Here is a 14,443-nt window from a genome sequence, read left to right on the forward strand (position 1 = left end):
GTGTGGTTGTTGGGGCAAGTGTACGGCGGCAAATCCCGGCAGCGCGAATCAGAAGCCGCTGCCGAACGTGATCTGGAAGCGACGGGTGTCGTCGGTCTGCTCTTCGTTCAGCGGGAAAGCGTAGCTCAGCTGCAACAGCCCGAGGAACGGCGTAAACCACTGGAACGCCAAGCCGGCCGAGGTGCGGATCTCGGCGAGATCGACATCGTTGGGGCTGGTGTAGACCTGGCCCGCATCATAGAAAACGCTCAGGCGGGTCGACTTCTGGTCGGACTCCACCGGCAGCGGCACGATCAGCTCGTTTTGGATGGTGCCGCGCACTCGCCCACCCAAGGGGTTGTTGAACGGGGTGTCGCGTGGCCCAAGCGAGCCGTCGTCGTAGCCGCGCACGGTGCGCGCGCCGCCGGCAAACAGGTATTCAAACGGCGGTACTTCGTTCTTGCCGCCGCCGTAGTTGTCGAGCACGCCGATGTTGGCCGTGGTCGTGAACACGAACTTGTACGGCAGGCCGATGTACTGCTCGCCGCGATAGGTCGCCGTGAAGTAGTTCAGATCGCTACCCGGAACGCTGGCGTCGACGAAGAACTGATGCAGCGAGCCGCGCGTGGCAAAGAAGGTCTTGTTGCGCGTGTCGCGGGCGATGCCGGTGCGCAGCTGATACGTATTGAAACGTGAGCCGTTGTCGCGCATGAACTGCAGCACTTCGTCGGACGTGCCGCCCGGGAACGCTTCCAGCGCGGTCTGCTCGACACCGAAACCAGCGCGCAGGCTGGTGTATTCGGAAAGCGGGATGCCGTAGGTCAGGTTGAAGCCGACGATGTTCGAATTGAACCCGGAACTAAAGCGGATGACCGAGTCGGACTTGCGATAGAACACCGATGCGGTCTGGCTGATGCCGTCGGCCGTGAAGTACGGATCGGTCCAACTGATGTTCGCAACTCGCGAAATCTGGCTTCGATTGAGTTCCAGGCTGACGCGGTTGCCGGTGCCAAGGAAGTTCGTGTGCGTCAGGCTGCCGGTGATCAGGAAGCCGGCCGATCCCGAAAAGCCGACACCGAACTGCACCGAACCTGGAGCGCGCTCCTTGATCTTGAAGTTGATGTCGACCAAGTCGTCGGTCCCGGCCACGGGCTGGGTGTCGACTTCGGCTTCTTCGACGAATGGCAATCGAGCCAGACGGACTCGCGACCGCTCGACCGCGCTCTTGGAGAACGGCGCCGCTTCGAGCTGACGCATTTCACGACGCAAGGTGTCGTCGTGCGTGTCGCCATGGCCGGTGAAGTTGACTCGCCGCACGTAGGTGCGTTTGCCCGGCTGTACCACGTAATTGAGGCTGACTTCGCGCTTGTCCTCGTCGACTTCGGGCAGCGGCTGGACTTCGGCAAATGCATAGCCGATGTCCGACAGCGCGGCTTCGATGCGGTCGGCACTCTCTGTGGCGAGCTTGCGCGAGAACGTATCGCCGCTGCGGGTCGACAGCAGCCGTGACAGGAAGTCGGTCTGAAGCACCGTCTCGCCTGAGAACCGCGCTTCTTTGATCGTGTAAATCTGGCCTTCTTCGACGTTGGCCGTGATGTAGATGTCTTTCTTGTCGGGCGACAGCTGCACCTGTACCGAATGGATGTTGGCCTTCAGGTAGCCGCGATCCTGATAGTACGAGGTCAGCGACTCAAGGTCGCCGACGAGCTGCTGCTTGGAGTAGCGATCCGTCTTCTGAAACGGAACCCAATTGGTACGCTTGAGCTTGAAAGCTTCCAGCAATTCTTCTTTGGTGAAAGCCTTGTTGCCGATCAAGTTGATGTCCTTGATCTTGGTAACCTTGCCCTCGATGACCTTGATCTCAAGGTTGACGCGGTTGTTCGGCTCGGGCTTGACCTCGGTGTTGATCTCGACGTCGTAGTAGCCGTTGGCGAAGTACTGACGCTGCAGCTCTTGGCCAACCTGCTCGAGCAGGTCGCGCTTGAACAGCTCGCCTTCGGCCAGGCCAGCCTCAGTCAAGGATTTCTTGAGGTCGTCGCCGCCAATCTTGTCGTTGCCGTCGATCTTGAAGCCGGAGATCGCAGGACGCTCCTTGACCTTGATCACCAGCGTGTCGCCGTCCCGCTCGAGCGCCACGTCTTCGAACAGGCCCGATCCATACAGCGCCCGCATCGCTTGGCGCGACGTCTGCTCGTTGACTTGGTCGCCGACCGAAAGCGGCAGATAGGTGAGCACCGTGCCGATTTCCAGACGCTGCAGTCCCTGAGCGCGGATTTCTTTGACGGTGAACGGAGTGAAGGCGAATGCGGCCGGGAGCCACATCATCGCTGCGGTGCCCGCGATCAGCTTCATCTTGAAGCGATGTTGAATGACGCCCATTTCTTGGGTCTTTACCTAATCGTCGCGTCAGATCAGACGCATGATGTCGTTGTAGAACGCCAGCACCATCAGCATGCCGATAAAAGCCATGCCCAAGTACTGACTCGCCGCCACGGCACGCTCAGACAACGGGCGGCCCTTGACCCATTCGATTGCAAACAGCAGCAGATGCCCGCCGTCGAGTACCGGCACCGGCAACAGATTCAGCACACCGAGGCTGACGCTGACGATCGCCATGAAACTGAGGAACGAGACCAGACCGATTCGGGCCGAATCGCCGGCGACCTGGGCAATCTGGATCGGGCCACTGACGTTCTTGACCGACACGTCACCGATCACCATCCGGCCCAGCATGCGCAACGTCAGCCAACTCATGCGCCACGTCTGCTCGGCCGCCGCTGGAACCGCCGCCACCGCATCCAGACGACGTTCAGCGCGCAAATCCTGCCACAAGTCAGGGGGCATCGCCACGCCGGCCCCGAGGCGGCCGTAGGTTTTGCCGTCGGCGACCGCGCTGGCCAATACCACCTGGCGCTCGATCCGCTCGCCGCCGCGGTCGATCTGCATCTGGACGACTTCGCCAGGACGTGCCCTGACCCACTTCACCAGCTGGGCAGCGCCATTGATGACCTCGCCGTTGATCGACAATACGCGATCGTCGTCGCGCAGCCCTGCGGCTTCGGCCGGCATGCCCGGCTCCAGGCCGCGCAGAATCGGCGCGGCCTTGGGCTCGAACGGCGCCAGTCCCAGGTCGTCAAACAACACCTCCGGATCAACCCTGACGCCGGTCAAATCGAGCCGGACCTCGCGAGGTGCCTCGCCCTTGTCCCGTACCGTCAACTGCAGCGACTTTCCGTCGAGCACGCGGTCGATCAATTCGGTACCGAGCACGGACCAGACTTGAACCGCTTCGCCGTCGACGGCCAGCACCTCATCGCCTTCGTGCAGCCCCGCCGCCGCTGCCGCACTGCCCGGAGGCGGCTCGGCGATCAGCGGCTTGAGTCCCTGTACGCCGACGATGAACACCAGCCAGTAGAGCGCGATCGCCAGCGCAAAGTTGAACACCGGGCCCGCCGCGACGATCGCCGCGCGCTTGGCGACTGACTGGTTGTTGAATGCCAGGTGGCGCAGCCCAGCCGGGACCGGGCCTTCGCGCTCGTCCAGCATCTTGACGTAGCCGCCGATCGGCAGCGGCGCGATCGACCACTCGACGCCATCACGGGTCACAAAGGTCTTGAACGGCTTGCCCCAGCCCAACGAGAAGCGCAGCACTTTGACGCCCATGCGGCGCGCGACCCAGTAATGACCAAACTCATGGAAGCAAACCAGGACCGACATCGCGACGATGAAGCCAACGACGGACCAGACGATGTCAGGCATGAGGGTTGGGACTCCGTTGAGAAGCGCTGGCGTACCGTGGCAGTTCGCGAAGGCACCATTGGCGTGCCCAAGCGTCGACGGCCAACGTGGTTTCGAGATCGTCGTCGGCGGCGGCGTGGTGACCGAGACCCGCGTCGACACAGTCAGCAATCATGGCGGGTATCTGCATCAGGCCGATCTGGCCGTTCAGGAAGCGTTCGACCGCAATCTCGTTTGCCGCGTTCAATAAATTTGCAGCGTGTCCACCGTCGCGCAAGGCCGCGCGTGCCAGCCCCAGGCACGGGAAGCGGGCCAGATCGGGCGCTTCGAAGCGGAAGCGGCCCAGGGCAGCCAGATCCAGGCCACCAACGCCCGACTCCCAGCGATCCGGCCATGCCAGCGCATGGGCGATCGGGATCCGCATATCCGGCTGTCCGAGTTGGGCCAGCAGCGAGCCGTCGACGTACTCGACCAGCGAATGGATCACGCTTTCCGGGTGGATCACCACGTCGAGTTGAGCGTCGCTCATGCCGTACAAGGTCGCCGCTTCGATCAACTCCAGGCCTTTGTTCATCAGCGTGGCCGAGTCGACCGAGATCTTCTGGCCCATGCTCCAGTTCGGATGACGAACCGCTTCGGCCGGCGTGGCCGCGGCAATCCGCTCCGCGCTCCACTCACGAAACGGGCCTCCCGACGCCGTCAGCACCAACTTGCGTACGCCCAGCGGCTCTTGGCCGCAACGGTAAGCAGGCGGCAGGCACTGAAAAATAGCGTTGTGCTCGCTATCGATCGGCAGAATGCAGGCGCCGCTGGCCCGGGCTTCGCGCATCAGCAAGCGGCCGGCCATGACCAGCGGCTCCTTGTTGGCGATCAAGGTCTGCTTGCCGGCGCGTACCGACGCCAGCGTCGGCAGCAAACCAGCCGCGCCGACGATGGCCGACATCACCAGATCAGCTTCCGGGGCTGCTGCAACCTGACAAAGGGCATCAGGCCCGCCAAGCACTTCGGTGTCGATACGGTCGGCACGCAATGCGCTGCGAAGCGCATCGGCGTGGCCTGCATCGGCCATGACCGCGATCGCGGGACGATGCGTGCGACAGAGCTCGGCCATCGCCGCCACGTCGCGCCATGCCGTCAGCGCCCAAACCTGCAATCGCGACGGATGTCGCGCCGCCACGTCCAGCGTGCTGCGGCCGACGCTGCCGGTGGCGCCCAGGACGACGAGTCGACGCATCAGATCTGCAGCAGGTACAAGCCGAGCGCCATCAGCGGCGCCGCGGCCAGCAAGCTGTCGGTACGGTCGAGGATGCCACCGTGGCCCGGCAGGATCGTGCCGCTGTCTTTCACGCCAGCCGCGCGCTTGAACAAACTTTCGGTCAAATCACCGAGGATCGACACGACGGCGACCAGCATCGACAGCGCAACGAACGCGGCAATGCGCCCCAACTGCCCGTAGTTGCCTTCGAAAAAGATCAACACGCCACCCGTGACGGCCCAGACTGCGGAAAGCAACAAGCCGCCGATCGCACCCTCGACCGACTTGCCCGGCGAAACGGCCGGCGCGAGCTTGCGGCGGCCAAACCGCCGGCCTGCGAAATAGGCGCCGGTGTCGGCTGCAAAGATCAGGAAGAACACGAACAGCAGCCGCAGCGGCCCCGAATGCGCCTGCGTCGGTGACCCGCCGGCATGGATCACCGCCAATGCCAGGATCGTCGGCAAGATCAGCAATTGACCGATCAGCGCCATCGCAGGGAGCCCCGGCGCCGAGCGCTCGAAGTTATCCGGGTAACCGCGAACCAGCACCGCGGCGACGATCCACCACATCACCGAGGCCAAGCACAGCCAGAGCCAGTAATCCTTCAGCAGCCACGCCGACGCCAGGAACAAAGCGGTGAACTGGGCATAGCGAAAGCGGGCACGTCCCGACAGCTTCATCAACGCAGCCCATTCCCAGGCGATCAGCACGCCGACGATCGCGAACACAGCGTAGAGCTGAACCGTCGGCAACAGCCAGACCGCCGCCAGCAGCAGCGGCAGCAGTACCAACGCGGTCAGTACTCGCTGCATCAACATGGAAAGGTCTCGGTGGAAAGCATCAGCGCGATACGCAGGCAGCAAAAGGGGTTCAAGCTACATCAACGACGCGACCAAAGCGGCGCTCACGGTCGGCAAACCAAGCCAGTGCCGCGGCAAAATGCTCGTCGACGAATTCGGGCCACAGCGTGTCGCAGAAGTACAACTCAGTGTAGGCCAGCTGCCACAGCAAGAAGTTGCTGATGCGCGACTCGCCACCGGTACGAATCAAAAGGTCCGGAGCCGGGATACCGGCGGTGTCCAGACGCGCTTCCAGATTCTCGATCGTGACCGGCAGCCCGGCGTCCACGACCTGCTGAGCAGCCTGGACGATATCCCACTGCCCGCCGTAACCGACGGCCACCTGAAGCTGAAGGCCATCGTTGTCGCGGGTCAACTCAGTGGCGCGGCGCATCTGTTCGCGCAGTTCCGACGGAAACTCGCGGTGATCGCCGATGAACCGCAGCCGGACCCGATTGCGGTGCAGTGCATCGACCTCGCGGGTCAGCGTGCTGATGAACAGCTTCATCAGTAGCCGCACTTCAAGCTCGGGGCGCTTCCAGTTTTCCTGGCTGAACGCGAATAAAGTCAGATAGCGAACACCACACTTGTGGGCTGCACGAACCACCTTGCGTGCACTGCGAACGCCGGCACGATGCCCCAGCGCGCGTGGCTGAAGTCGCTGCCGTGCCCAGCGGCCGTTGCCGTCCATGATGACCGCGACATGCACGGGCACCTTGTCGGCCACTACCAGCGGTGGAAGCTGCGTCACGAGCGTACGGCGACTGGGACGGCGTTACATCGACATCAGTTCTTTTTCTTTCAGCGCTGCCACTTCGTCGATCTTGGCGACGAACTGGTCGGTGAGCTTCTGAATATCCTGCTCGCCGCGCTTTTCGTCGTCGGTGCTGATCAGCTTTTCCTTGACCAGGTCTTTGATGTCCTGATTTGCGTCGCGGCGCACCGCGCGGACCGCTACTTTGGCCGTTTCAGCTTCGCCCTTGACGACTTTGACCAAGTCGCGGCGCCGCTGCTCGGTCAACGGCGGCATGATGATGCGGATGATCGTGCCCGCGGTGTTCGGGTTCAGACCCAGGTCGGACTTCAAGATGGCCTTTTCGATCGGGCCGATCATGTTCTTGTCCCAAGCCGTGATCGAGATCGTACGCGCGTCCTCGACCGTGATCTGCGCCGCCTGCGACAGCGGCACTTCCGACCCGTAATACTCGACCGTCAGGTGGTCGAGCAGCGCCGTGCTAGCGCGGCCGGTACGGATCTTGGTCAGTGTGGTCTTCAGTACGTCGATGCTTTTCTGCATGCGATCGCTGGCTTCTTTTTTGATGTCGTTCAGCATGGCGGCTCCAGATTCGGGGAAGGTCTGCGGAATAGCGGCGTCAGACGTGGACGCGGGTGCCGATCGACAGATCGCCGGTGACGATACTCATCAGCGCGCCAGGACGATCCATGTCGTAGACGCGAAGGTTCATCTTGTGATCGCGGCACAGCACCATCGCAGTCTGGTCCATGACGCCCAGGCGCTGGTCCAGTGCCTGGTCATACGTCAGTTCGGCATAACGGGTCGCGGTCGGGTCTTTCTTGGGGTCAGCGGTGTAGATGCCGTCGACTTTGGTCGCCTTCAGGATCAGGTCGACATTCATTTCGACGGCGCGCAGCGCCGCAGCCGAATCGGTCGTGAAAAACGGATTGCCGGTGCCGGCAGCGAAGATCACCACACGTCCCTTCTCGAGGTGACGCACGGCACGGCGCCGGATGTAGTCCTCGCAAACCTCGTTGATGCGAATCGCGGACTGAACACGGGCTTCCAAGCCGACGCGCTCAACCGCGTCCTGGATCGCCAGCGCATTGATCACCGTCGCCAGCATGCCCATATGGTCGCCGGTAACCCGATCCATTCCGGCGCGGGCCAAGCCTTCCCCACGGAAGATGTTGCCGCCACCGACAACCAGCGCAACCTGAACGCCGAGCCCGACGACGGCCTTCAACTCCTGGGCCAAGAAGCCCATCACGTCCGGCGCGATACCGAAATCCATCTTGCCCATCAACGCCTCGCCGGACAGCTTGAGCAGGATGCGGCGGAAGGCGGGCTGGGCAGGCATGGGCGGGTTACTCACGGTTCGGTGGCAGTTTGACGTTGTCGACCTTATTCGACAGAAGGCCCCGTTTCCGGGGCCTTCTGTATCCGACTGATCTACTGACAGTTTAACTCAGCCGATGTTCAAACCTGAGTGGCCGCAGCGACTTCAGCCGCAAAATCCACCTGCTTCTTTTCGATGCCTTCACCGACCGCGAGCCGAACGAAGCGGGCAACGCCGGCATTCTTCGACTTGAGCAGCTTCTCGACCGTCTGGTCTGGATCCTTGACGAACGGCTGACCGACCAGCGTGATTTCAGAAAGGAACTTGCGAACCTTGCCTTCCAGCATCTTGGCGACGATGTCGGCCGGCTTGCCCGCTGCCTGCTCCGCGCTCTGGGCCTCGATGATCTTGCGCTCGGCATCGATCACATCAGCCGGAACGGCGGCCGCATCCAGGTACCGCGGGCTGGACGCTGCAACATGCATCGCGATGTCCTTGGCCAGGTCGGCGTCGCCGGCGCTGAGCGCAACGACCACACCAATGCGGGCGCCATGCAGATACTGAGCAATCGCCCCGCCCGACTTCTCGACCACTTCGAAACGACGGATCGTCGTGTTCTCGCCGGCCTTGGCGACGAACACGCGACGCAGTTCCTCGAGCGTCTGCTCGCCATCCTTCAGCGCCAGCAAAGCCTCGACCGTAGCCGGGCGGTGCTTCAGCGCCAGCTTGGCGGCGGTTTCGCCCAGCGCCTTGAAATCGTCGCCCTTGGCGACAAAGTCGGTTTCGCAGTTGACCTCCACCAGTGCGACGGCTTCGTCACTGCTGGCGGTGGCGATCACGCCTTCGGCGGCGGTGCGGCTGCCCTTCTTGTCGGCCTTGGCCATGCCGTCGATGCGCAGCTTTTCGGCCGCCTTTTCGATGTCGCCGCCAACCGCTTCCAGCGCCTTCTTGCAGTCGCCCATGCCGGCGCCGGTGCGGTCGCGCAGCTCCTTTACCAGGGAGGCAGTAATCGGGGTGCTCATAATCGGGTCCTCAATGAATCACGACCCCGTGTCCTCGTTCGAGCACAGGGGTCGCTGTTGATGGGGGAAGATGCAACGAATGGCCGGAGCACGCTCCGGCCATCGGGATCAGGCCTCGGCCTTCTCGCCGCGGCGGTCGCCCGGCTTGCCGCCACGCGGGGCACGGCGCGGCGGACGCGGACGCTCTTCGCGGGTCACTTCCGGCGGCGCTTCGCGGAACGGAACCGGATTGGCGGCGCGTGCTTCGATGATCGCGTCGGCGATGCACTGGGTGTAGACCTTGATCGCACGGGTGGCGTCGTCGTTACCCGGAATGACCACGTCGATGCCCTGCGGATCATTGTTCGAGTCGACGATCGCAACGACCGGGATGCCGAGCTTGCGAGCTTCGGCGACGGCAATCTTTTCGTAGCCGGTGTCGACGATGAACAGGCAGTCCGGCAGCGTCGGCAGGTTCTTGATGCCGCCGAGGGACTTGCGGAGCTTTTCCAGCTCACGCGTGAACAGCAGTTGTTCCTTCTTGGACAGACGGGCCGTGGTGCCGTCTTCCAGCTGCTTTTCCATTTCGTGCAGGCGCTTGATCGAGCCCTTGACCGTCTTGAAGTTGGTCAGCGTGCCGCCGAGCCAGCGCTGCGAGACGAACGGCATGCCGGCGCGGGTTGCCTCAGCTTCAATGGCTTCACGGGCGGCGCGCTTGGTGCCGACGAACAGAACGCGACCACCGTTGGCGGCCAGCTTGCCGACGTAATTGCAGGCGTCCTTCAACATCGGCAGCGTGTGCTCGAGGTTGATGATGTGAATCTTGTTGCGGCTGCCGAAGATGTAGGACTCCATCTTCGGGTTCCAGTAACGGGTGCGGTGACCGAAATGCACGCCGGCTTCGAGAAGCTGGCGCATGGTGATGCTGGACATGTAGAACTCCAAAGGACTTGGGTTAATCAAACCGCGCCGTAGTGATAGCTCACCCAAGATCGGCACGGATGGGATGGTCAGGAGTGGGCCAAGCGCAATGGCTCACAGCCTGATTCGTTGCTTAAAAAAGCGCGGCTTTATATCATGCCCGGCCCGCAGAGACAATCCGGATGGACGTAACTGGCATGGATTCGACTGGCAAGCATTCCGGCATTTCGCTGAAGCGGACACCGGATGAAATTCAGGGCATGCGCGCCGCAGGCCGTGCCGCCGCCAGTGTGCTCGAAATGATCGCACCGCACGTCAAAGCGGGTGTGACGACGGAAGAGCTGGACCGACTCTGCCATGAGTATATCGTCAACGACCTGCGCTGCGTCCCCGCCCCGCTGGGATACGGTGCGGCCCCAGGTCGCCCTGCGTTTCCAAAGTCGATCTGCACCTCGATCAACCACGTCGTCTGTCACGGCATCCCGGGACCCAAAGCGCTCAAGCGCGGCGATATCGTCAACGTCGACATCACGGTGATCAAGGACGGCTGGCACGGCGACACCAGTCAGACCTTTTACGTGGGCGAGCCGGGCATCCTTGCCCGACGTTTGGTCGAGACCACGCGCGAGGCGATGCTTGAAGGCATCCGAAAGGTGCGCCCGGGCGCCACGCTGGGCGACATCGGCAGCGCAATACAGAAGTACGCCGAGCCGCGGGGGTTTTCCGTCGTACGCGAGTACTGCGGCCACGGCATCGGCAAGGTCTTCCACGAAGAACCGCAAGTGCTGCATTACGGCCGCGCAGGCACGGGTACGGTGCTGGAGGCCGGCATGTGCTTCACGATTGAGCCGATGCTGAATGCCGGACGTCCGGAAACCAAGCTGCTGCCCGATGCCTGGACCGCGGTCACCAAGGACCACTCGCTGTCAGCGCAGTGGGAACACACCGTGCTGGTTACCGCCGACGGCGTCGAGGTCCTGACACGGCGCAGCGACGAATCCTTGTAGCGGGCGCAGTAGCGGCCAACGCCGATCGCCCCATCGTGGTCGGCTCATGAGACAATCGCCCGTCATCCTCACGGTTGCAGCCACAGCCTTACGATGGGCGCCGAACTCGATCTAGCCGAAGACGAAGCCGCCGCGGTGTTTTCCGCGCGGAAGATCCGCACCCGCTTGCGCGCCGACGGGCTCAAGCCCGTCACCGCGTTTCGCGACACGCTGGCCTGGGGTCGCGACCGGCTCTACAGCTTGTTCCACGATGGCGCGCCGGCCGATTCGCTGGTCCACGCTCGTTCGCATATCGTCGACGAGGTGCTGCGCGAAGCCTGGCTCCGCGTGCTACCCGAGGCGCCGGCCGGGGTGACGCTGGTTGCCGTCGGTGGCTACGGCCGTGGCGAGTTGTTGCCCCATTCGGACATCGACATTCTGCTGCTGCACGTACCCGGCTCGCTCGAGCAGTACCGCGGTGCATTGGAACGCTTCACCGCCTTTCTTTGGGACATCGGCCTGGAAGTCGGGCAAAGCGTCCGCACCGTCGACGACTGCGTCAGCGAAGCCGCCAAAGACATCACGGTCATTACCAACCTGATCGAGTCGAGGCTGTTGATCGGCGACGCCAGCTTGTATGCGCAAATGCAGTCCGCTCTGACACCAGACAAAGTCTGGCCGGTTGCGGACTTCTTCCGCGCCAAGCGGGACGAACAGGCAGCGCGCTATCGAAAGTATGACGACACGGGCTACAAGCTCGAACCCAACGTCAAGGAAAGTCCAGGTGGGCTGCGCGACATCCATACGGTCGGCTGGGTCGCCAAGCGGCACTTCGGTGCTCAGACGCTTCACGAGCTGCGCGACCGTGGCTTCCTGACCAAGACCGAGTGCGATGAGCTTTTTGCCGGCCAGGATTTCCTGTGGCGGGTACGCTTTGCACTGCACATGATCACAGGGCGGCGCGAAGACCGGCTGCTGTTCGACCATCAGATCAAAGTTGCGGCGCTGTTTGGCTACGTGGACGGCGATCTGAATCGCGCGGTCGAGCAGTTCATGCAGCTCTACTACCGGACGATCAAGTCGCTGTCGTGCCTGAACGACATGCTGCTGCAGTTGTTCGACGACGCGATCATTCATGGCGACCAGACCCAGCCGATCCAGCCTTTGAACTCGCGCTTCCAGATGCGCGGCCAGTACATCGAGGCGCGGGACGACGAACTGTTCCGCAAGCATCCGGCCTCGATGATCGAAATCTTCCTGCTGCTGCAACAGCACCCGAAGATCGAAGGCATTTCGGCGCAGACCGTGCGGCTGCTGGTCCGCGACAACCGGCTGATCACTGCGGATGTCCGCAACGACGTTCGCGCTCGCGCCTTCTTCATCGAAATGTTCCGTGAAGGCGCCGGCCTTACACGCAATTTGCGGCGGATGAATCGCTACGGGGTACTCGGTCGCTACTTGCCGGCGTTCGGCAAGGTGGTCGGCTTGATGCAATACGACCTGTTCCACACGCTGACCGTCGACGAGCATCTGCTCTACGTGCTGCGCAACTTACGGCGCATGGCCTTGCCGCGATTCCAGCACGAGCTTCCGTTCTGCAGCGAACTGTTCAAGAAGCTTTCAAAGCCGGAACTGCTGTATATCGCTGGCTTCTTCCACGACATGTCCAAGGGCAGTGGCGGCGACCATTCCGAGCTCGGTGCCGTCGAAGCCACGCAGTTCTGCCTGAATCACGGCTTGTCGCATGCTGACGCCGAGCTGATCAGCTGGCTGGTACAGCACCACTTGATGATGTCGCTGACTGCGCAGCGCGCCGATATCAGCGACCCGCAAGTCGTCGCCGATTTTGCCCGCAAGGTCGGCACGCCCGATCGCCTCGACTACCTGTTCCTGATGACCGTCGCCGATATTCGAGCGACCAACCCTGCGCTGTGGAACAGCTGGCGCGAGTCCTTGCTGACCGAGCTTTATCGGTCGACGGCACGCGCGCTCGAACGAGGCCTCGACAATCCGCTGCGCAGCGACGATATGGCGGCCGAAGCCAAGGCGCGGGCACTGGAGCTGCTGGCGACCGGTGACATTTCAGCCGCGCAGACCCAGCAAGTGTGGGCTCGGTTCGAAGACGACTACTTCCTGCGCCATTCGCCTGAAGAGTTGGCTTGGCATCTCCCGGAGATCGTCCACGCCAAGGAAACCGATCTGCCGCTGATTCTGGTGCGTGCGCTCGATGGCCGCGAGACGACCGTGTTCGTCTACACGCGCGACCGCGACCACCTGTTCGGGTTGTCGACCGGCGTGTTGGCGCGGCTGGGCCTGAACATTCTCGACGCGCGCATCAATACGACGGCCGACGGCTTCACACTCGACTCCTATGTCGTCATGGAAGGTGACGGCACGCCGATCAACCAGCCGCACCGCTTCGACGAGATTCGTGATTCGCTGCAGAAAGTTTTAGGCGATCCGACGATCTCGATCGTCGACGTCAACCGTCGGATGCCGCAGAAGCTCAAGCATTTCAGCACACCGACCAACGTCAGCTTCAGCCGCGACCATGTCCGCAACCGGACGATTCTCGAAATCGTCACCGCCGATCGTCCGGGATTGCTGTCGATGATCGGCCGTGTTTTCCACAAGCGCTCGATTCTGTTGGACGCAGCCAAGATCGGAACGATCGGCGAGCGAGCGGAGGATGTGTTTTTCATCACCGACTCAGCCCGCAATCCGATATCGGACAAGCTGCTCGACGAACTGCGCGAAGTGCTGGTACGGACGCTAGACCACAGCGCCGCGTACTGATCCCGCTACCTTCAATCCGTAAACCATGAATCTTCTCGAACTACGCGTCATCATCGAACATGCCTGGGAACGCCGTGACACCCTCAGCGGTGCCGATTCGGCAACCCGCAGCGCTGTCATCGCCGCAATTGATCTGCTCGACAGCGGACAGGCACGTGTTGCCGAACCGGGCGACAAGGGCTGGCAGGTCAACGACTGGCTGAAGAAGGCCGTATTGCTGTTCTTTCGTCTGCACGACAACGTTCCGATCGAGATGGGCCAGCTGAGCGGATTCGACAAGGTACCGCTGAAGTTCGACGGCTGGACCGACGCGGACTTCCGCAAGCTCGGCGCGCGCGTCGTGCCGCCGGCGGCCGTTCGCAAAGGCGCCTACATTGCACCGGGCGCCATCCTGATGCCGAGCTACGTGAACATCGGTGCCTACGTTGGCCGCGGCACGATGGTCGACACCTGGGCCACGGTTGGCAGTTGCGCGCAGATCGGTGAGCGTGTGCATCTGTCGGGTGGTGTCGGCATCGGCGGTGTACTCGAGCCCTTGCAGGCCAGTCCGACCATCATTGAAGACGACTGCTTCATCGGCGCGCGATCCGAGATCGTCGAAGGCGTCATCGTTGAGAAAGGTGCCGTCATTTCGATGGGCGTGTTCATCGGCCAGAGCACGCCCATCTACGATCGTGCCAGCGGCGAGATCAGCTACGGTCGCGTTCCCGCTGGTGCGGTTGTCGTCGCAGGATCTTTGCCGAAGGACAACGGTCGCTACAACCTCAACGCGGCCATCATCGTCAAACGCGTCGACGCACAAACCCGCGCCAAAGTGGGTATCAACGCCCTGTTGCGCGACGACTGAGCACGA

General features: G+C 62.5%; 12 protein-coding genes. 3 read left to right on the top strand and 9 right to left on the bottom strand.

Annotated elements, in window-relative coordinates:
• Positions 1-48: 48 nt before the first annotated feature.
• The 9 genes from bamA to rpsB form a co-directional block, all read right to left on the bottom strand.
• Positions 49-2,358, bottom strand: a complete 2,310-nt coding sequence (gene bamA / locus BUB09_RS11925; RefSeq protein WP_084083385.1) for an outer membrane protein assembly factor BamA — start codon at positions 2,356-2,358, stop codon at positions 49-51.
• A 27-nt stretch (positions 2,359-2,385) separates the two neighbouring features.
• The gene (rseP, locus tag BUB09_RS11930; RefSeq protein ID WP_072897948.1) at positions 2,386-3,738 is read right to left on the bottom strand and encodes an RIP metalloprotease RseP; all 1,353 of its coding nucleotides are present in this window, start codon (positions 3,736-3,738) and stop codon (positions 2,386-2,388) included.
• The gene (locus BUB09_RS11935) at positions 3,731-4,951 is read right to left on the bottom strand and encodes a 1-deoxy-D-xylulose-5-phosphate reductoisomerase (protein WP_072897949.1); all 1,221 of its coding nucleotides are present in this window, start codon (positions 4,949-4,951) and stop codon (positions 3,731-3,733) included. Before BUB09_RS11935 ends, rseP begins: the two co-directional genes overlap by 8 nt.
• Positions 4,951-5,790 carry a phosphatidate cytidylyltransferase gene (locus BUB09_RS11940; RefSeq protein WP_072897950.1) on the bottom strand — a complete coding sequence of 280 codons (840 nt, stop codon included), beginning with the start codon at positions 5,788-5,790 and terminating at the stop codon, positions 4,951-4,953. The genes BUB09_RS11935 and BUB09_RS11940 overlap by 1 nt, the downstream gene beginning before the upstream one ends.
• A 52-nt stretch (positions 5,791-5,842) precedes the next feature.
• Complete coding sequence (uppS, locus tag BUB09_RS11945) at positions 5,843-6,562, bottom strand: polyprenyl diphosphate synthase (RefSeq protein WP_072897951.1); 720 nt, start codon at positions 6,560-6,562, stop codon at positions 5,843-5,845.
• 24 nt (positions 6,563-6,586) lie between these two features.
• On the bottom strand, positions 6,587-7,144 hold the full coding sequence (gene frr / locus BUB09_RS11950) for a ribosome recycling factor (protein ID WP_072897952.1): 558 nt from the start codon (positions 7,142-7,144) through the stop codon (positions 6,587-6,589).
• 40 nt (positions 7,145-7,184) lie between these two features.
• A complete protein-coding gene (gene pyrH / locus BUB09_RS11955; RefSeq protein WP_072897953.1) occupies positions 7,185-7,907 on the bottom strand; it encodes a UMP kinase in 723 nt (240 codons plus the stop codon).
• Between the two features lie 119 nt (positions 7,908-8,026).
• Positions 8,027-8,908, bottom strand: a complete 882-nt coding sequence (gene tsf / locus BUB09_RS11960; protein ID WP_072897954.1) for a translation elongation factor Ts — start codon at positions 8,906-8,908, stop codon at positions 8,027-8,029.
• A 108-nt stretch (positions 8,909-9,016) separates the two neighbouring features.
• Complete coding sequence (rpsB, locus tag BUB09_RS11965) at positions 9,017-9,820, bottom strand: 30S ribosomal protein S2 (protein WP_072898040.1); 804 nt, start codon at positions 9,818-9,820, stop codon at positions 9,017-9,019.
• A gap of 185 nt (positions 9,821-10,005) precedes the next feature.
• Here rpsB and map point away from each other — a divergent pair, with 185 nt between their 5' ends.
• From map to dapD, 3 genes are all read left to right on the top strand, one after another.
• A complete protein-coding gene (map, locus tag BUB09_RS11970; protein ID WP_072897955.1) occupies positions 10,006-10,815 on the top strand; it encodes a type I methionyl aminopeptidase in 810 nt (269 codons plus the stop codon).
• A 93-nt stretch (positions 10,816-10,908) separates the two neighbouring features.
• On the top strand, positions 10,909-13,590 hold the full coding sequence (gene glnD, locus BUB09_RS11975) for a [protein-PII] uridylyltransferase (RefSeq protein WP_072897956.1): 2,682 nt from the start codon (positions 10,909-10,911) through the stop codon (positions 13,588-13,590).
• Between the two features lie 25 nt (positions 13,591-13,615).
• Positions 13,616-14,437 (top strand): 2,3,4,5-tetrahydropyridine-2,6-dicarboxylate N-succinyltransferase, encoded by an 822-nt coding sequence (gene dapD, locus BUB09_RS11980; protein ID WP_072897957.1) that lies wholly within the window; start codon positions 13,616-13,618, stop codon positions 14,435-14,437.
• Positions 14,438-14,443: the final 6 nt, after the last annotated feature.

Origin of the sequence: Hydrocarboniphaga daqingensis (assembly GCF_900129825.1) — a bacterium.
Taxonomy (GTDB): Bacteria; Pseudomonadota; Gammaproteobacteria; order Nevskiales; family Nevskiaceae; genus Hydrocarboniphaga; species Hydrocarboniphaga daqingensis.